This is a genomic window from Delftia sp. S65, assembly GCF_016516495.1.
Taxonomy (GTDB): domain Bacteria; phylum Pseudomonadota; class Gammaproteobacteria; order Burkholderiales; family Burkholderiaceae_C; genus Comamonas; species Comamonas acidovorans.
The window spans coordinates 157,892-175,117 of the sequence record NZ_JACVUR010000002.1; the positions used below are offsets into that span (position 1 = coordinate 157,892).

At 69.7% G+C, this 17,226-nt stretch carries 16 protein-coding genes and 1 pseudogene; all 17 read left to right on the plus strand.

Annotated features, from left to right (window positions below; all coding sequences use genetic code 11):
- The first annotated feature begins 80 nt into the window (after positions 1–80).
- The 17 genes and pseudogenes from IAE24_RS02635 to IAE24_RS02715 all read left to right on the plus strand — a co-directional run bounded on the left by IAE24_RS02635 (position 81) and on the right by IAE24_RS02715 (position 17,207).
- Positions 81–1,040, plus strand: a complete 960-nt coding sequence (locus tag IAE24_RS02635; protein ID WP_013800015.1) for a LysR family transcriptional regulator — start codon at positions 81–83, stop codon at positions 1,038–1,040.
- Between the two features lie 48 nt (positions 1,041–1,088).
- The gene (locus tag IAE24_RS02640; protein WP_199958734.1) at positions 1,089–1,988 is read left to right on the plus strand and encodes a metallophosphoesterase; all 900 of its coding nucleotides are present in this window, start codon (positions 1,089–1,091) and stop codon (positions 1,986–1,988) included.
- 63 nt (positions 1,989–2,051) lie between these two features.
- On the plus strand, positions 2,052–2,474 hold the full coding sequence (locus IAE24_RS02645) for a universal stress protein (RefSeq protein WP_012202049.1): 423 nt from the start codon (positions 2,052–2,054) through the stop codon (positions 2,472–2,474).
- Positions 2,475–2,684: 210 nt separating this feature from the next.
- Positions 2,685–6,356 (plus strand): fibronectin type III domain-containing protein, encoded by a 3,672-nt coding sequence (locus IAE24_RS02650; protein WP_233626077.1) that lies wholly within the window; start codon positions 2,685–2,687, stop codon positions 6,354–6,356.
- Between the two features lie 162 nt (positions 6,357–6,518).
- Positions 6,519–7,199 carry a fumarylacetoacetate hydrolase family protein gene (locus IAE24_RS02655; RefSeq protein ID WP_199958730.1) on the plus strand — a complete coding sequence of 227 codons (681 nt, stop codon included), beginning with the start codon at positions 6,519–6,521 and terminating at the stop codon, positions 7,197–7,199.
- Positions 7,196–7,957, plus strand: coding sequence for a fumarylacetoacetate hydrolase family protein (locus tag IAE24_RS02660; protein ID WP_016452249.1), 762 nt, complete (start codon positions 7,196–7,198; stop codon positions 7,955–7,957). Before IAE24_RS02655 ends, IAE24_RS02660 begins: the two co-directional genes overlap by 4 nt.
- Positions 7,958–7,985: 28 nt before the next feature.
- Positions 7,986–9,443 carry a 5-carboxymethyl-2-hydroxymuconate semialdehyde dehydrogenase gene (hpaE, locus tag IAE24_RS02665; RefSeq protein ID WP_017405675.1) on the plus strand — a complete coding sequence of 486 codons (1,458 nt, stop codon included), beginning with the start codon at positions 7,986–7,988 and terminating at the stop codon, positions 9,441–9,443.
- 42 nt (positions 9,444–9,485) lie between these two features.
- Positions 9,486–10,481, plus strand: a pseudogene (locus IAE24_RS02670) (tripartite tricarboxylate transporter substrate binding protein); the annotation flags it as partial.
- 20 nt (positions 10,482–10,501) lie between these two features.
- A complete protein-coding gene (locus IAE24_RS02675; protein ID WP_043823357.1) occupies positions 10,502–10,828 on the plus strand; it encodes an aromatic ring-opening dioxygenase LigA in 327 nt (108 codons plus the stop codon).
- A gap of 1 nt (position 10,829) precedes the next feature.
- Positions 10,830–11,648, plus strand: coding sequence for an extradiol ring-cleavage dioxygenase (locus IAE24_RS02680; RefSeq protein ID WP_012202042.1), 819 nt, complete (start codon positions 10,830–10,832; stop codon positions 11,646–11,648).
- Positions 11,649–12,083 (plus strand): 5-carboxymethyl-2-hydroxymuconate isomerase, encoded by a 435-nt coding sequence (locus IAE24_RS02685; protein ID WP_199958721.1) that lies wholly within the window; start codon positions 11,649–11,651, stop codon positions 12,081–12,083.
- Between the two features lies 1 nt (position 12,084).
- Positions 12,085–12,918, plus strand: a complete 834-nt coding sequence (hpaH, locus tag IAE24_RS02690; protein ID WP_199958719.1) for a 2-oxo-hept-4-ene-1,7-dioate hydratase — start codon at positions 12,085–12,087, stop codon at positions 12,916–12,918.
- A gap of 45 nt (positions 12,919–12,963) precedes the next feature.
- Positions 12,964–14,418, plus strand: coding sequence for an NAD-dependent succinate-semialdehyde dehydrogenase (locus tag IAE24_RS02695; protein ID WP_016452253.1), 1,455 nt, complete (start codon positions 12,964–12,966; stop codon positions 14,416–14,418).
- 18 nt (positions 14,419–14,436) lie between these two features.
- A complete protein-coding gene (locus IAE24_RS02700; protein WP_012202038.1) occupies positions 14,437–15,258 on the plus strand; it encodes an aldolase/citrate lyase family protein in 822 nt (273 codons plus the stop codon).
- Between the two features lie 86 nt (positions 15,259–15,344).
- Complete coding sequence (gene hpaR, locus IAE24_RS02705) at positions 15,345–15,833, plus strand: homoprotocatechuate degradation operon regulator HpaR (protein ID WP_013800005.1); 489 nt, start codon at positions 15,345–15,347, stop codon at positions 15,831–15,833.
- A gap of 44 nt (positions 15,834–15,877) precedes the next feature.
- Positions 15,878–16,513 (plus strand): 3'-5' exonuclease, encoded by a 636-nt coding sequence (locus IAE24_RS02710; protein ID WP_043823367.1) that lies wholly within the window; start codon positions 15,878–15,880, stop codon positions 16,511–16,513.
- A gap of 190 nt (positions 16,514–16,703) precedes the next feature.
- Entirely contained in the window at positions 16,704–17,207 is a 504-nt protein-coding gene (locus IAE24_RS02715; RefSeq protein WP_012202035.1) for a flavin reductase family protein, read from the plus strand.
- The last annotated feature ends 19 nt before the right edge of the window (positions 17,208–17,226 follow it).

Consider the following 17,226-nt stretch of genomic DNA (forward strand, 5'->3'; position numbering starts at 1 on the left):
TAGGGTTTACCCTAGAGCTCTTCAAATTTATATCTTGAATCTGTAGCATTCACGCCAGTGATGACTCAGCGCCCGCCGCCATGTCTGCCCTGAACTTCCGCACACTGGATCTGAACCTGCTGCGCGTCTTTGACGAGGTGATGGCAGAGCGCAGCCTGACGCGGGCGGCCCACAAGCTGGCCATCACCCAGCCGGCCGTGAGCAACGCCCTGCGCCGCCTGCGCGAGGCACTGGGCGACGAGCTCCTGGTGCGCCAGGGCCAGGGCGTGGAGCCCACGCCGCGCGCGCTGGCGCTGTGGCCCGTGATCCGGGAGGCGCTGCAGCAACTGCAGGACACGCTGACGCCGGGCGAATTCCATCCTTCCACCGCCACCGCCACCTTTGTGCTGGCCATGGCCGACGCCACGGCGGCCACGCTGATCCCGCCCATGTTCAGCCTGCTGGAGCGCGAGGCGCCCGGCGTGGGCATCCGCGTGCTGCCGCTGACCACGCGCGACCCGCGCGGCCTGCTGGAGGCCGGCGAGGCCGACATGGCCGTGGGCTACTTCCCCGCCGCGCTGGCCGACCTGACGGCGCGCGCGCAGTCGGGCGCCCTGGTGGCCTTCGACAGCCGGCGCCTGTACGAAGGCGAGTACCTGTGCGTGATGCGCCAGGGCCATCCCCTGGCCGATGTGCCGCTGACGCTGGACAACTACTGCGCGGCGCGCCACATGCTGGTGAGCTTCTCGGGCCGCTCCTTCGGCTTCATCGACGAGGCCCTGGCCTCGCTGGGCCGCACGCGCCAGGTGGTGCTCACCGTCAACCAGTTCTTCACGGCCGGGCGCGTGGTCATGAACTCCAACCTGCTGACCATCCTGCCGCGCCACTTCGTGCCCGTGACCGGCATGGCCGACAAGCTGGTGCTGCGCGAGCTGCCCTTCGACGTGCAGCCCGTGCATGTGGATGCGCTGTGGCGCCGGCGCGGCCAGCACCCGCAGGCCTATGAATGGCTGCTGCGCACGCTCACGCGCTCGGCCGAAGCCACCTTCCCGCACACCTGAGAGCGTGTTGCGGGGGCGCGCGCCAGCGCAGGTTCTACACTTGGCCGCATGAAGATCCAGCTGCTGTCCGACCTGCACCTCGAGGCCCATCCGCATTTCATCGCCGAGCCCGCACCCGATGCCGACGTGCTGGTGCTGGCCGGCGACATAGGCTCCTACCAAAGCGGCAGCCTGCTGCAAGGCGAGCACTTCGGGCTGGAGCGTTTCTCTCCCCTGCCCCAGTACGCGGGCTGGCCCTGTCCCGTGATCTTCGTGCCGGGCAACCATGAGTACGACATGCAGGACTTCGACGCCGCCCATGCCCGCCTGCGCGCCGCCTGCGAGCGCATGGGCATGGTCTGGCTGGAGCGCGAGACCGCCGTGCTGGGCGGCGTGCGCTTCGTGGGCACCACGCTGTGGAGCGACTACGACGCCATGTCCATGCACGAAGGCGTGAGCGACCTGACCCGGCTGCTCAAGCTGCGCGAGAAGGCCTTCCGCGCCGCCAACTTCTACCTGCACAAGACCGGCGGCACGCGCGGCGGCGAGCCCTTTCTGGCCGAGCCCATGCGCGAGCAGTCGCTGGTCTGCCAGCAATGGCTGCGCCAGGCGCTGGCCCGGCCTTTCGACGGCCCCACGGTGGCCGTCACGCATTTCGCGCCCAGCCTGCGCAGCGCCGATCCGCGCTATGGCCTGGTGCCCGGCACGGCCGGCTTTTGCAATGTGCTCGACGATCTGCTGCCCTTTGCCGATCTGTGGCTGCACGGCCACCTGCATTCGCCCAGCGACTATCTGGCCGAAGGCCTGCGCGACGATGGCAGCGCCTGGCGCTGCCGAGTGGTGGCCAACCCGCTGGGCTATGCACGCAAGGGCGAGCAGGAGGGCTTTTTCCCGCGCTCTACCATCGAGTTGCCGGTGCACGTGACCGCAGGGGCGGCAGAGGTGGCAGATGCGCCGGTCCGCGCTTGACCTGGATCAAGCACTCCATCCCGGCCTGGGCTTAGTCTTGGGCCATACCAAAGGAGGACTTTCATGAACATCCTGCTCGCAGTCGATGGCAGCCCCTACACCCAGAAGATGCTGGCCTACCTGACCTCGCACCCCGAGATCCTGGGCTCCGCCCACAGCTACAGCGCCATCACCGTCCAGCCCCAGCTGCCGGCCCGCGCGCGCGCCGCCCTGGGCAAGGAGGTGGTGGACGAGTACTACGCCGAGGAATCGACCAAGGTGCTGGACCCCGTGTGCAGCTACCTGGCCGAACACGGCGTGCAGGCCACGCGCCTGAGCAAGGTGGGCCCGGTCGCCGACTCCATCATCAAGGCCGCCGAGGAAGGCAAGTTCGACCTGCTGGTCATGGGCACGCATGGCCATGGCGCGCTGGGCCGCCTGGTCATGGGCTCGGTCAGCACCCAGGTGCTGGCCGGCAGCCAGGTGCCGGTGCTGCTGATCCGCTGATCCGCTGCACCGTGGACATGCGGCGCCCATAACCAGAAAAAGCAAAGCGCAGGCTTCACGGCGCAATGAACCAAAGACGGCTCCCCCGCGGGAGCCGTCTTTTTTTGCATGGCAGCTTGCCACCATCGTGCATGGCCTGCCGTCACCGGGCTGTCACAGCCGCCTTTTACAGTCGCGCGATTTGTCACACAGGGGATGGTGAGCATGCGCATGGATACTTTGGATTGGCGGCACAAGGCGATTGCAACGGCCTGCCTGGCCCTGTGTGGCGCTGCATGGTCCGCGCCGTTCACCCCGGGCAACCTGGTGGCCTACCGCGTGGGCACAGGCACGGGTGCCCTGCCTGTGTACCTGGACGAGTACCGCGTGGACGGCACCCTGGTGCAATCGCTGCCGCTGTCAGGCGGAGCAACGCCGCTGACGGCCAGCAGCAAGGGCTCGGAAGGCCTGCTCAACCGCTCGGACAATGGCCTGTGTCTGGTGGTTCCCGGCTATGCCGTGGCCACCGGCGGCACCGAGCCCAACGGCGTCACGGCAGCGGCGGCCCAGCGCGCCGTGGCCGTGGTGGGGTTCGACTCCGACGTGAAAAGCCTGCGCCCGCTCGGCACCACGGCCTTCAGCAAGGACACCATCCGCGGGGCAGCCAGCAGCGACTGCGGCGCCGTCTGGGCCAGCGGCAAGGGCACGGCCACGGCCAACAATGGCGTCTGGCACGTGGCTGCCGACGGCACGGGCGTCTCCCAACTGAACAGCAGCAATGTCCAGGGCCTGGCGGTCGCCGGCGGCCAGTTGATCGCCGCCATCAACGGCGGCTCGCTCAACCAGATCGGCACGAATTTGCCGACCACGGGCATCCAGACGGCCCTGCCCCTGGCGGGCCTGACGCCCTCCACCTACCGCGGCATCGCCTTCCTGCAACTCGATGGCGGCCCCGCCCTGGCGAACACCGTCTACGTGGCGGACAACGATACCGGCGCCATCCGGAAATTCCGCCTCTCGATGGACGGCACCAGCTGGCAGTCCGCAGGCTCCATTGCCGGCCTGTCCAAGGTCCACGGCCTGGCCGCCTTCGATACCGGCGGCGGCAATGTGATGCTGATGGCCACCGACACCACGGGCCGCCTGTACCGCGCGTTCGATCACGGCGGCTACGCCGGCACGCTGTCGGGCACGGCCGAGTCCATCGCCGCGCCGCAGGACGGCATGTTCTATGGCGTGGCCTGGGCTCCGCTGGAGACCGTGCCGGCGACCGTGCCCGCCGCCCCCTCCAACCTGGCGGCCACCCCGGCCGGCAACCGCGTGACGGCCGCCTGGGACGCCGTGCCGGGCGCCGCCTACTACGTGGTGGAGCTGTCGCAGGACAGCTTTGCATCGGTAGCCTCCACGGCCGTGGCCCTGGGCAACAGCCAGGCGCTGGAAGGCCTGCAGCCCGGCAGCTATACGCTGCGCGTGCGCGCCGTCAACGGCCTCGGCGGGAGCACGGCTGCAGTGAGCGTGCCTTTCATGGCCTCGGCTCCGCCGACGGCCTCGCTGCCCGAACTGACCGCGTTTTCCGGCGTGGTCGGCGACGCCAACGACCCGCTGGCCTCGGCAGGCATCGGCTTCACGGTGCAGGATGCGGGGGGCGCTGGCGGCGTACAGGTCACTGCGCGTTCGAGCAACCAGGCCGTGGTGGCCGACGCCGGCCTGGTCGCGTCCAACCAGGCCGGCAATGCCGTGCTCAGGATCACGCCCACGGGCGTGGGCTATGCCGACATCACCGTCACGCTGACCAACGCGGGCGGCGCCTCCGTCAGCCGCACCATCAAGTACGCGGCCTCGGCCAACACCGCAGCCAACACCAGCCCGCGCTGGCTGGCCGGGCGCTCGGACGCATCGACGGCCATCGTCATCGATGCCGCCACCATGCTGGTGGGCGACGACGAGGCGCCCGCCCAGGATGCCTCGGGCAATGCGCTGCCGGCCGGCAACTCCTTCTCGGCCTATGGCCCCGCCGGCGGGCTGCCCATCAAGCCGCTGATGCTGGACAGGACCGCCCTGGGCCTGGCCGATGCCGCCGCCTGCACCGCCCCCGGCCTCACGGGCCTGGACAGCTGCAAGAGCGACGAGGAAATGGACATCGAGGCCAGCTTTGCCCTGGGCAGCCGCGTGTACGTGGCGGGCTCGCACTCCAACAACAAGAGCGGCAAGTCGCGCACCGACCGCTGGCGCCTGGCGGCGATGGATGTGACCGGCTCCGGCGCCTCCACGGCGCTGACCGCACGAGGCTACTACCGCTGGCTGCGCGAGGACCTGCGCAGCTGGGACGCGGCCGCGCATGACGGCCTTGCCGCCAACTACCTGGGCCTGGTGGCCAGCTCGGACGGCGGCGCCACCAAGGCGCCCGAGGCCGAGACGATGAGCGGCTTTTCCATCGAAGGCATGTCCACCAGCCCCGACAACGGCGCCGCCTGGCTGGGCTTTCGCGCGCCGCTGGTGCCGGCACCGGGCGCGCCCGCCGTCACGGCCGACGACGCCACGGGCCGCACGCATGCGCTGATCGTGCCTGTGACCAACTTCGCGTCCCTGCCTGCGGCCGATGGCGGCAGCAAGGGCAGCGCGACCATGGGCCAGCCGATCCGCCTGGACCTGGGCGGCCGCGGCATCCGCGAAATCCGCAAGAACGCGGCCGGCGAGTACCTGATCATTGCCGGCCCCTCGGCCAGTGCCACGGGTACCGCGCCGCGCAACTTCCAGCTCTATTCCTGGGATGGCCGCGTGAACGGCGCAGGCCTGGCCCTGAACCTGCGCCCGCGCGCTGCCGACCTGGCCGCCATTACCGTGCCCAATACCGCCTGCTCGGCCGAAGGCATAGGCGCCATGCCGGCCAGCCTGGACGCAGGCGGCAGCGTGGACATCATCAGCGACTGCGGCGATGCTGATTTCTACGGCGATGGCACCGTGGCCAAGGACCTGCCCTATGCCGCCTGGAAAAAGGCGCGCCTGGACAGCCTGGCAGTGCCGGCGCTGTCCACCGTGGCCCTGTCCGCCCAGGCAGTGGACCAGACATCGGCCGTGGTCCAGGCCACGCCCAGCGTGGCCGGCAGCCTGCGCGCCGTGGCCCTGCCCGCCAACGCCCCTGTCCCCAGTTGGGAACAGGTCATGGCCGGCCTGGATGCCGCCGGCCTGCCGGCCCCTGCCAGCAACACCGTCAGCACCGCAGCCGGCACGGCCGCCACGCTGTCCTTCACCGGTCTGGACCCTGCCGTGAGCTACCGCGTGCATGCGGTCAACCTGCCGGCTTCGGGCACGGCCAGCGCGCCGGCTGTGCTGGCCCTGAGCAAGCCCACGCCCATCGGCACGCAGATCGGCACGGGCAGCAACACGGCGGGCGTCAGCAACGGCACGGGCAATGTGGGTGCAGACCAATGGCAGTTCGCCTCGAACTCGGCAGGCTTTCAGCCCGCGCCCTCGCAAAGCCCGCTGCCGGGCAACCTGCGCCTGCCCTATGGCAGCCTGAGCTTCGTGCTCATGGGCGGCACGCCGGGCTCCATGGCCACCATCCGCATGGACCTGCCTGAAGCCGCACCCGCCCAGGCCACGCTCTGGAAGTACGGCCCCACGGCCGCCACGCCCACGGCGCACTGGTATGAGCTGGCCGCATCGGCCTACCGCTTCGCACCCGACCGCCGCTCGGTGAGCTTCGACATCACCGACGGGCAGACGGGAGACAGCGACCTGACCGTCAACGGCGTCATCGTGGACCCCGTGGCGGTGGCCGCGCCTGCGGCCCTGCCGCCCGGCGCCACGGCCACCCCCGTGCCCGGCCTGTCCACACTGGCCCAGGCGCTGCTGGCGCTGGCCCTGGGCGGCATGGCCGCACTGCGCCGCCGCCGCGGCTGACGCCAGCCCCCGCCAGCACCGGCAGCGCCCGGTGCCCCTTCAAGCCCCTGCACGGTTCGCCGCGCAGGGGCTTTTTGCTGCGGCCTGGGAAAACCCTGAATCCCCCGTGTTGACGGGGCTTGTTGCAAAAACAATAATTACCACGTTAACTAAATCCACACCATGCAGATTCAGCCCTTTCTCCTGGATGACGGCCTTGCGCTGGGCACGGTCTACGGCACGCTGCTCAACCAGCAGGCCACCGTGCAGCGCCTGTCGCCGCAGTTCGACAGCGCGCCCTACAAGGCCGCTCCGCGCGCCCCCGTGCTCTACCTCAAGCCGCGCAACACCTGGGCACGCGATGGCGCTGCGGTGGCTGTGCCGGCCGATCCCGGCGAGGTCCGCGTCGATGCCAGCATCGGCCTGGTGATCGGCCGCAGCGCCACGCGCGTCAGCGAAGCAACGGCCCTGGACCATGTGGCCGGCTGGCTGATCGCCAGCGACCTCACGCTGCCGCACGAGAACTACTACCGCCCCGCCATCCGCCAGCGCTGCCGCGACGGTTTCTGCCCGCTGGGCGCCCTCGTTCGCGGCACAGGCTTTGACGTACAGGCGGCCACGCTCACGGTGTCCATCAATGGTGAACAGGTCTGGCAGCGCGGCTTTGCCGACCTGGTGCGCTCGCCCGCAAGGCTGCTGGCCGACGTGACCGAATTCATGACGCTGTCGCCCGGCGACGTGCTGCTGCTGGGCCCGGGCGAAGGCGCGCCGCTGGCGCGGCCCGGGGACCGCGTGGTCATCGAGGTGCCCGGCCTGGGCCGGCTCACGCATTCGGTGGTGGCAGAACAGGGAGCAGCAGCATGAAGCACGGACGCGTCATCTTCGAAGGACAGACCCTGCAGGTCACCGAAGGCCCGCACGGACAGGTGCAGTTGCCCGATGGCCGCCTGGTGGCGGAGACCGCCGTGCAGTGGCTGCCGCCGCTGCAGTTCGGCACCGTCTTCGCGCTGGGCCTGAACTATGCGGACCATGCCAAGGAAATTGCCTTCAACAAGGCGCCCGAGGAACCGCTGGTCTTCCTCAAGGGCCCGAACACGCTGAACGGCCACCGCGGCCGCACGTACCGGCCCGCCGACGTGGCCTACATGCACTTCGAGTGCGAGCTGGGCGTGGTCATAGGCAAGACCTGCCGCAACGTGCGCCGCGAAGACGCCTACGGCGTGGTCGCCGGCTACTGCACGGCCAACGACTACGCCATACGCGACTACCTGGAGAACTTCTACCGGCCCAACCTGCGCGTGAAGAACCGCGACGGCGCCACGCCCGTGGGCCCGTGGTTCGTCGATGCAGCCGATGTGCCCGACCCCATGAACCTGCGCCTGCGCAGCTGGGTCAACGGCGAGCTCAAGCAGGACGGCAGCACGCGCGACATGGTGCATGACATCCCCTCGCTGATCGCCCACCTGTCGGGCTTCATGACGCTGAACCCCGGCGATCTCATCCTCACCGGCACGCCCGACGGCGTGGCCGACTCCCGCGTGGGCGACGAGATCGTCACCGAGATCGAAGGCCTGGGCCGCCTGGTCAACACCATCGTCGGCGACGCGCCGGCCGCCTCCTGAAACCCATCGCACACGCCAAGGAATCCCCATGCGCATTGACCACCTGATCGACGGCAAGGCCGTCGCCGGCAAGGACTACTTCGAGACCGTCAACCCCGCCACCCAGGAGGTGCTGGCCGAGGTCGCCGCTGGCGGCGAGGCCGAGGTACAGGCCGCCGTCGCCGCCGCGAAGAACGCCTTCCCGAAATGGGCCAACACGCCCGCCACCGAACGCGCCAAGCTCGTGCGCAAGCTGGGCGACCTGATCGCCCGCCATGTGCCCGAGATCGCGCAGACCGAGACCAACGACTGCGGCCAGGTCATCGCCCAGACCGGCAAGCAGCTGGTGCCGCGCGCGGCCGACAACTTCTACTACTTTGCCGAGATGTGCACGCGCGTGGACGGCCACACCTATCCCACGCCCACGCACCTGAACTACACCCTGTTCCACCCCGTGGGCGTGTGCGCGCTGATCTCGCCCTGGAACGTGCCCTTCATGACGGCCACCTGGAAGGTGGCGCCCTGCCTGGCCTTCGGCAACACGGCCGTGCTCAAGATGAGCGAGCTGTCGCCCATGACGGCCGCGCGCCTGGGCGAGCTGGCGCTGGAGGCCGGCATTCCGCCCGGCGTGCTCAACCTGGTGCACGGCTACGGCAAGGACGCGGGCGAGCCCCTGGTGCGCCACCGCGATGTGCGCGCAGTCTCGTTCACGGGCTCGACCCAGACCGGCAACCGCATCGTGCAGGCCGCCGGCCTCAAGAAGTTCAGCATGGAGCTGGGCGGCAAGAGCCCCTTCGTGATCTTTGACGACGCCGACTTCGAGCGCGCGCTGGATGCAGCCGTGTTCATGATCTTCTCCAACAACGGCGAGCGCTGCACGGCCGGCAGCCGCATCCTGGTGCAAAAGGGCATCTACGCGAAGTTCGTGGACCGCTTCGTGGAGCGCGCCAGGAAGATCACCGTGGGCGACCCGCTGGACGAGTCCACCATCGTCGGCCCCATGATCAGCGCCAGCCACCTGGCCAAGGTGCGCCACTACATCGAACTGGGCCAGAAGGAAGGCGCCAGCATGCTGTGCGGCGGCCTGGATGCGCCGGTGCTGCCCGAGCGCGTGCGCAAGGGCAACTACGTGCTGCCCACGGTGTTTGCCGACGTGGACAACCGCATGCAGATCGCCCAGGACGAGATCTTCGGCCCCGTGGCCTGCATCATCCCCTTCAGCGACGAGGCCGAGGCCGTGCGCCTGGCCAACGACATCCAGTACGGCCTGTCCAGCTACGTCTGGACCGAGAGCGTGGGCCGCGCCCACCGCGTGGCCGCCGCCATCGAGGCCGGCATGTGCTTCGTCAACAGCCAGAACGTGCGCGACCTGCGCCAACCCTTCGGCGGCACCAAGGCCTCGGGCACGGGCCGCGAGGGCGGCAGCTGGAGCTACGAGGTCTTCTGCGAGCCCAAGAACGTGGCCGTATCGCTGGGCTCGCACCATATTCCGCACTGGGGCGTCTGAACGGGCGACCAACGACAACGACAAAGAGAACCGAGGAGACAAGACATGCAACGCCGCCATTTCCTGCAATCCACCGCAGCCACCACGGCCGCAGCGCTGATGCTCCCGGGCCTTTCCCAGGCCCAGCCCGGTAGCCCGGCCGGCACCTGGCCCGCAAAGCCGCTGCGCATCATCGTGCCCTTCACGCCGGGCGGCACCACCGACCTGGTGGCGCGCCTGGTGGGCACCGAGCTGGGCAAGTCCCTGGGCCAGCCTGTGATCGTGGAGAACAAGCCCGGCGCGGGCACGGTGATCGGCGTGGACTATGTGTCCAAGCAGCCGGCCGACGGCTACACCCTGGTGTGCGTGGCCAACAGCTTCACGGCCAACAAGACGCTGGTGAAGAACCTGCCCTACGACACCACGCGCGACCTCAAGCCCGTGGCGCTGATGGGCCTGTCCGAGCATGTGCTGGCCACCCACCCGGGCAGCGGACTGAAGACGCTGGCCGATCTGCGCAACCGCGCCAAGGCCAGGCCCGGCGAGCTCAGCTATGCCTCATTCGGCAACGGCACCTCGGCCCATCTGTCGGGCGCCCTGCTGTGCCAGGAGATGGGCATCGACATGGTCCACATCCCCTACAAGGGCCAGGGCCCGGCGCTGGCCGACCTGCTGGGCGGCCAGGTGGACGTGATGTTCGGCAACTGGCCCGAGTTCCGCGGCCATGTGCAAAGCGGCAAGCTGGTGGCCCTGGGCATGGCCACGCGCCAGCGCTCGCAGTTCGCTCCCCAGGTGCCCACGCTGGCCGAGCAGGGCGTGGCGCTGGAATCCAACTCCTGGCAGGGTCTGCTGGCACCCGGCGCCACGCCCGATGCGCTGGTGCAGCGCATCAACGCCGCCGTGGTCAAGGCCCTGGCCGAGCCCGCCGTGGTGGACGCCTTCGCGCGCGGCGGCATCGTCTCGCAGGCCGGCACGGCGCAGCAGTTCGCGGCCTTCGTCACCAGCGAAATCGCCAAGTACGAAGCCATCATCCGCCGCGCCAACATCACGCTGGGCTGAGGCCGACACCGGGAGCCGCCATGAGCCTGTACACCATGCAGAAATTCCTGTTCCAGCTCAACCGCGAGCCCGAGGTGCAGCGGCGCTTTGCCGAGGACCGCGCCGCGCTGCTGGCCGAGTACGCGCTGGAGCCCGAGGAGTACGAAGCCATGTTCCAGGGCGACATCGGCAAGCTCTACGTGCTGGGCTGCAACGGCCAGCTGCTGATGCACTTCGCGCCGCTGCTGGGCATGCCCTGGGCCGACTACCTGCAGGCCATGCGCGACGGCGTGCAAAAGCACGGACCGGTGCGCGCGGGCGTCTACGCGATGACGACAGCCACCAACGAAAAGATCGCAGGAGTTTGAGATGAGTCTGGTATTTGCAGGCGTTTGCAGCCATGCGCCCGGCATCACGGGCCGCGCACACCTGGCCGATCCGGCCACCAGGGATGCCTTCCATGCCGCCTTCCGCGACATGGGCGCACGGCTGGAGGCGGCGCGCCCCGATGCCGTGATCGTCATCGCGGCCGAGCACTTCGCCAACTTCTTCATGAACAACATGCCGGCCTATGCCATCGGCATGGCAGACCACTACGAAGGGCCCATCGAGGACCCGGCCTGGCTGGGCATAGAGCGCCACCGCATCCCCGGCAATGCCGAGCTGTCGCGGCGCCTGATCACCGAGGTCATGCAGACCGTGGACGTGGCCTTTGCCGAGGAGTGGAAGTTCGACCACGGCATCATGGTCCCGCTGCACTTTCTGACGCCGGCCTATGACAAGGACATCATCCCCGTCAACATCAACTGCCAGGGCCCGCCGCTGACGCCGCTGCACCGCGCCTGGGCCTTTGGCGAGGCCCTGCGCCGCGCCTGCGACAAGGCGCCCGAGCGCATCGCCATCGTGGGCACGGGCGGCATCTCGCACTGGCCGGCCACGCCCGACTCGGGCAAGGTCAACTGGGAATGGGACCAGCAGTTCATGGACCGCTGGTGCCGCAACGACCGGGACGCGCTGCTGTCGTACACCGACGCCGAGACCTACCGCGACGGCGGCCAGGGCGGCTTCGAGATCCGCAGCTTCATCGCCGTGGCCGCCGCCGCGCGCGGCGCGGGCCAGGTGCTGTACTGCCAGCCCATTCCCATCTTCGCCGTGAGCTGCACGGCCGCCACCATGGAGGTGGCCTGAATGCCGCACGTGGTCATCCTCTACACGGCCAGCCTGGACGCGCACACCGACATGACGCAGCTGTGCCGCGCCCTGGCCGACACCATGCTCACCGTGCGTGCCGAAGACGGCGCCCAGGTCTTTCCCACGGGTGGCACGCGCGTGTTCGCCTACCCCGCGCCGCACAGCGCCGTGGCCGATGGCGGGGCCGCGGGCCGCGCAGCGGGCGGAGATGGCGACTACGGCTTCATCTACATCAACCTGCGCATGGGCCGGGGCCGCTCGGCCGCCGTGCAGCAGCAGGCCGGCGACGCCCTGCTGGCCTGCGCGCGTCGCCATCTGCAGCCGCTGTTCGCGCAGCGCCACCTGGGCCTGACCGTGCAGGTCGATGAAAGCCCGGGCCAGGTCTACGACGGCAAGCACAGCACCCTTCATCCCCTCTTTTCCAGGCCTTGAAATGTTTTCCCAAGAACTGTTGACCCAACTGGCCCAGGAGCTCGACCGCAGCGAGAAGACGCGCGTTCAGGTCGAGCATTTCTCCAAGCGCTTTCCCGGCATGACCGTGGAGGATGGCTACCGCGTCTCGCGCGAATGGGTGCGCCTGCAGATCGCGGCGGGGCGCAAGGTGATCGGCCACAAGATCGGCCTGACCTCGCGCGCCATGCAGATATCGAGCCAGATCGACGAGCCCGACTACGGCACCCTGCTCGACAGCATGCTCTACCGCTGCACGCCGGGCCAGGTGCTGGACATCCCGGCCGCCCACTTCATCGCGCCGCGCGTGGAGGTGGAGCTGGCCTTCGTGCTCAAGGCGCCGCTGCGCGGCCCGGGCCTGCCCGGCGGCAAGGAGATCACGCTGCAGGACGTGCTGGACGCCACCGACCACGTGACGCCGGCCATCGAGATCATCGACGCGCGCATCGAGCAGTTCGACCGCCACACCAAGGCCATGCGCAAGGTCTACGACACCATCAGTGACAACGCGGCCAATGCGGGCATCGTGGTCGGCGCCGGGCAGGCTGTTCCCGGGGTGCTTGACCTGCCCTGGTGCGGCGCCATACTGCGCTGCAACGGGGTGGTCGAGGAGACCGGCCTGGCTGCCGGCGTGCAGGGCCATCCCGCCATCGGCGTGGCCTGGCTGGCCAACAAGCTCTCGCCCTGGGGCGAGGCCCTGGAGGCCGGCCAGACCGTGCTGGCCGGCTCGTTCACGCGCCCCGTGGCGGCCAGGGCCGGCGACCTGTTCGATGCCGACTACGGCCCGCTGGGCCGCCTGCAGTTCCGCTTTGTCTAGGCGCCGTCGTCCCGACGCCTGCCCCGCCCTTATTGGAGATTTCCCATGCCGCTTGCACTGCGCGACCCCAGCCTGCTCAAGAACCTCTGCCTGATCGACGGCCAATGGCTGGCCGCCGACGATGGCAGCCGCATCGACGTCCACAACCCCGCCACGGGCGAGGCCGTGGGCCATGTGCCCCGCATGGGCGAGGCCGAGACGCAGCGCGCCATCGCCGCCGCCGAACGCGCCTTCGCCCTCTGGAAGCAGCAGACCGCCGAGGCCCGCGCGCGCCTGCTGCATCGCTGGTTCGAGCTGATGATGGAGAACCAGGAGGACCTGGCCCTGATCATGACCAGCGAGCAGGGCAAGCCCCTGGCCGAGTCGCGCGGCGAGATCGCCTACGCGGCCTCCTACGTGCAGTGGTTTGCCGAGGAAGCGCGCCGCATCTACGGCTCCACCGTGCCCGCGCCCTGGGCCGACAAGCGCATCATCGTGACCAAGGAGCCCGTGGGGGTCTGCGCCGCGATCACGCCCTGGAACTTCCCGGCCGCCATGATCACGCGCAAGGTCGCGCCCGCCCTGGCGGCGGGCTGCACCATCATCGTCAAGCCCGCGCAGCAGACACCGCTGTCGGCCCTGGCCATGGCCGAGCTGGCCCAGCGCGCTGGCATTCCCGAAGGCGTGTTCAGCGTGATCACGGGCTCCTCGCGCGCCATCGGCGGCGTGCTCACGGCCAGCATGGCCGTGCGCAAGCTGACCTTCACGGGCTCCACCGAAGTGGGCCGCGTGCTGGCCGAGCAATGCGCGCCCACGCTCAAGAAGATGTCGCTGGAGCTGGGCGGCAACGCGCCCTTCATCGTCTTCGATGACGCGGACCTGGATGCCGCCGTCGAGGGTGCCATGGCCTCCAAGTACCGCAACACCGGCCAGACCTGCGTGTGCGCCAACCGCCTGCTGGTGCAGGACGGCGTTTACGACGCCTTCATGGCCAGGCTCAAGGTCGCCGTGCAGGCCCTCAAGGTGGGCAACGGCCTGGAGGCCGGCGTGGGCCAGGGCCCGCTGATCGACCAGGCCGCCGTGGACAAGGTCGAGGAGCTGGTGGCCGACGCCGTGAAGAACGGCGCCGAGGTCGTGCTGGGCGGCAAGCGCCACGCGCTGGGCGGCACCTTCTACGAGCCCACCATCCTGGCCAACGCCACGGACCGCATGCGCATCGCCAGGGAAGAGGTCTTCGGCCCCGTGGCGCCCGTGTTCCGCTTCAAGACCGAGGAAGAGGCCATCCGCATGGCCAACGACACCGAGTACGGCCTGGCCGCCTACTTCTACGCCCGCGACGTGGGCCGCGTGTGGCGCGTGGGCGAGGCGCTGGAGTACGGCATGGTGGGCATCAACAGCGGCATCATCAGCACGGCCGTGGCGCCGTTTGGCGGCGTCAAGCAGTCGGGCATGGGCCGCGAGGGCGGCGCCGCCGGCATAGAGGAATACCTGAGCACCAAGTACCTGTGCATGGGCCACTGAGGCCCGGACAATCACACCATGCAGACACCTGTGAATCGCTTCAAGGCCGCCATTGCGGCCGACCAACCCCAGATCGGCCTGTGGCTGGGCCTGGCCGACGCCTATTCGGCGGAAATCTGCGCGGGCGCCGGCTTCGACTGGCTCCTGATCGACGGCGAGCATTCGCCCAACGACACGCGCACCCTGCTGGCGCAGCTGCAGGCCATCGCGGCCTATCCCGACAGCCATGCCATTGCCCGCGTGCCCATGGGACACGGCGAGGTCGGCGAGATGCTGATCAAGCAGTACCTGGACATCGGCGTGCAGACCCTGCTCGTGCCCATGGTGGACACGGCCGAGCAGGCCGCGCGCATCGTGCGTGCCGCGCGCTATCCGCAGGCCGACGGCCAGGGCGGCATCCGCGGCATGGGCGGCGCACGCGCCTCGGCCTGGGGCCGGCGTGCCAACTACGCCCATGAAGCCAACGCCCAGGTCTGCGTGCTGGTGCAGGTGGAGACGCGCCAGGCGCTGGCCCACCTGGACGCCATTGCCGCCACCGAGGGCGTGGACGGCGTCTTCATCGGCCCGGCCGACCTGTCGGCCTCCATGGGCCACATCGGCAACCCCGGCCACCCCGAGGTGCAGGAGGCGATTGCCGACGCCATCGCGCGCATACGCCGCGCGGGCAAGGCGCCCGGCATCCTCACGCCCAACGAGGCCCTGGCACGCAAGTACCTGGAGCTGGGCTGCACCTTCACGGCCGTGGGCCTGGACACCAGCGTGCTGGTGCAGGCCACCAGCGCCCTGGCTGCGCGCTTCAAGCAGGCAGCGGCCCCCGCGCCGAAAAGCCAGACCTATTGAGGCCCCGGCCTGACAAGGCGCCCGCAACGCCGCTCCGGGGAGGGAGCGGCGGCTGCATAGAATCCAGCCGACAGATGCTGCCGAACATGCCCCAGACCACGCCCTCTTTTGCCCCCGAGCCGCTGCGCGCCTTCTCGCGCTCCCTGCCCATGGCGCTGCTGCGCGCCCGCGAATCGGTCATGGTGCGCTTTCGGCCCATGCTGCGCGCTCATGGCCTGACCGAACAGCAGTGGCGCGTGCTGCGCGCCATGGCGGCGGTCACGCACAGGCTGCGGCCCATGGAGCTGTCGCAGGCCACCTACATCAGCATGCCCAGCCTCTCGCGCCTGCTCAAGACGCTGGAAGGCCGGCAGCTGGTGGAGCGCTCGCGCCACGCCAGCGACATGCGCGGCGCCGAGTTCGAGCTCACGGCGGCCGGCCACGCCATCGTGGCAGAGATCGCGCCGCATTCCTCCGAGACCTATGCCGAGATCGAGCGCCTGGTGGGCCATGAAGAGATCGAGCAGCTCTACGCCCTGCTCGACCAGGTCGTGCAGCGCCTGGGCGCGGCCGACGGCAGCCAGGCCGAGGAATAGCCGCCCCGGCACGCCGGTCGGGCACTGCCGGGCACAATCGCCCCATGCCGCAGCCGATTGCCGTCATCGACTTTGAAACCACGGGCATGGCGCCCGCCCAGGGCGCGCGTGCCACCGAGGTCGCCATCGTGCTGATCGAGGGCGGCCAGGTGGTGGACCGCTTCCAGAGCCTGATGCGCACGGGCGCCTGGATACCGCCCTTCATCACGCGGCTGACCGGCATCACCAATGCCATGGTCGCAGCCGCGCCGCCTGCCGAGGAGGTGATGCGCGATGCCGCGCGCTTCGTGGGCAGCGCCCCCATGGTGGCGCACAACGCGGCCTTCGACAGCAAGTTCTGGCAGTCCGAACTGGCCCTGGCCGGCGAGGCCGCGCCCCAGCCCTTTGCCTGCACCGTGCTGCTGTCGCGCCGCATCTACCCGGAGGCGCCCAGCCACAGCCTGAGCCGGCTCACCGCCCACCTGGGCCTGCCCGTGGCCGAGCGTGCCCACCGGGCGCTGGCCGATGCCGAGATGGCCGCCGCCCTGCTGGCGCGCATGCAGCAGGACCTGTGCCTGCGCCACGCGCTGGCCTGGCCCGAGCATGCGCTGCTGATGCAGCTGCAGCGCTGCACGCGGGCCCGCATGAAGGCCTGGCTGAACGAGAACGCCGCGCCCGCCCAGATGAGCATGGCGCTGTGAGCCGGCGCCGCGCACACAGGGCAAAGACCTCCCTGGCAGAGGCCCCATCGGCCGCTTCTGCCGGCATCCGCACCCATAATGCAAGGTTGCTGCCCGGCTCCGGGCGCCCGTCCCAAACGCTGCAGCCCTGCTGCGGCCTTGCTGCCGCCTGGTTCTTGCACCCGTGAATTCCGCACTGCCTCCCGCCGCCATGGCCGCCCTGCCTCCACAGTCCCCGTTCTCGTCGCGCGAGTTCCGCGACGCGCTGGGCCAGTTCGCCACGGGCGTGACCATCGTCACCGCACGCAGCCCGCAGGGCCATCCGGTGGGCGTCACCGTGAGCTCGTTCAACTCCGTCTCGCTCACGCCGCCGCTGGTGCTGTGGAGCATGGCGCTGTCGGCAGCCTCGCTGCCCGTGTTCCAGCATTGCTCGCACTACGCCATCCACGTGCTGTCGGCCTCGCAAAAGCCCCTGGCCGAGCTGTTCGCGCGCAAGGGCGTGGACCGCTTCGCCAACACCGCCTGGCGCAGTTCGGCCCAGGGCGTGCCGCTGCTGTCCGAAGCCACCACCGTCTTCGAGTGCCGCAACCGCCATCGCCATGAAGAAGGCGACCATGTGATCTTCATCGGCGAGGTCGAGCAGTGCAGCCACCAGGCCGGCCACACGCCGCTGCTCTACCACGCAGGCCGCATGCACACGGGCGGCCTGGGCTGATACCGGGCCCGCGGCAGCC

What these genes read in the sequence shown, in the direction of transcription:
- hpaH (WP_199958719.1), top strand. Translation starts at nt 12,085, where the DNA reads ATGTTTTCCCAAGAACTGTTGACCCAACTGGCCCAGGAGCTCGACCGC.
- hpaE (WP_017405675.1), top strand. Translation starts at nt 7,986, where the DNA reads ATGCGCATTGACCACCTGATCGACGGCAAGGCCGTCGCCGGCAAGGAC.
- IAE24_RS02640 (WP_199958734.1), top strand. Translation starts at nt 1,089, where the DNA reads ATGAAGATCCAGCTGCTGTCCGACCTGCACCTCGAGGCCCATCCGCAT.
- IAE24_RS02660 (WP_016452249.1), top strand. Translation starts at nt 7,196, where the DNA reads ATGAAGCACGGACGCGTCATCTTCGAAGGACAGACCCTGCAGGTCACC.
- IAE24_RS02710 (WP_043823367.1), top strand. Translation starts at nt 15,878, where the DNA reads ATGCCGCAGCCGATTGCCGTCATCGACTTTGAAACCACGGGCATGGCG.
- IAE24_RS02635 (WP_013800015.1), top strand. Translation starts at nt 81, where the DNA reads ATGTCTGCCCTGAACTTCCGCACACTGGATCTGAACCTGCTGCGCGTC.
- IAE24_RS02645 (WP_012202049.1), top strand. Translation starts at nt 2,052, where the DNA reads ATGAACATCCTGCTCGCAGTCGATGGCAGCCCCTACACCCAGAAGATG.
- IAE24_RS02700 (WP_012202038.1), top strand. Translation starts at nt 14,437, where the DNA reads ATGCAGACACCTGTGAATCGCTTCAAGGCCGCCATTGCGGCCGACCAA.
- IAE24_RS02680 (WP_012202042.1), top strand. Translation starts at nt 10,830, where the DNA reads ATGAGTCTGGTATTTGCAGGCGTTTGCAGCCATGCGCCCGGCATCACG.
- IAE24_RS02715 (WP_012202035.1), top strand. Translation starts at nt 16,704, where the DNA reads ATGGCCGCCCTGCCTCCACAGTCCCCGTTCTCGTCGCGCGAGTTCCGC.
- IAE24_RS02685 (WP_199958721.1), top strand. Translation starts at nt 11,649, where the DNA reads ATGCCGCACGTGGTCATCCTCTACACGGCCAGCCTGGACGCGCACACC.
- IAE24_RS02695 (WP_016452253.1), top strand. Translation starts at nt 12,964, where the DNA reads ATGCCGCTTGCACTGCGCGACCCCAGCCTGCTCAAGAACCTCTGCCTG.
- hpaR (WP_013800005.1), top strand. Translation starts at nt 15,345, where the DNA reads ATGCCCCAGACCACGCCCTCTTTTGCCCCCGAGCCGCTGCGCGCCTTC.
- IAE24_RS02675 (WP_043823357.1), top strand. Translation starts at nt 10,502, where the DNA reads ATGAGCCTGTACACCATGCAGAAATTCCTGTTCCAGCTCAACCGCGAG.
- IAE24_RS02650 (WP_233626077.1), top strand. Translation starts at nt 2,685, where the DNA reads ATGGATACTTTGGATTGGCGGCACAAGGCGATTGCAACGGCCTGCCTG.
- IAE24_RS02655 (WP_199958730.1), top strand. Translation starts at nt 6,519, where the DNA reads ATGCAGATTCAGCCCTTTCTCCTGGATGACGGCCTTGCGCTGGGCACG.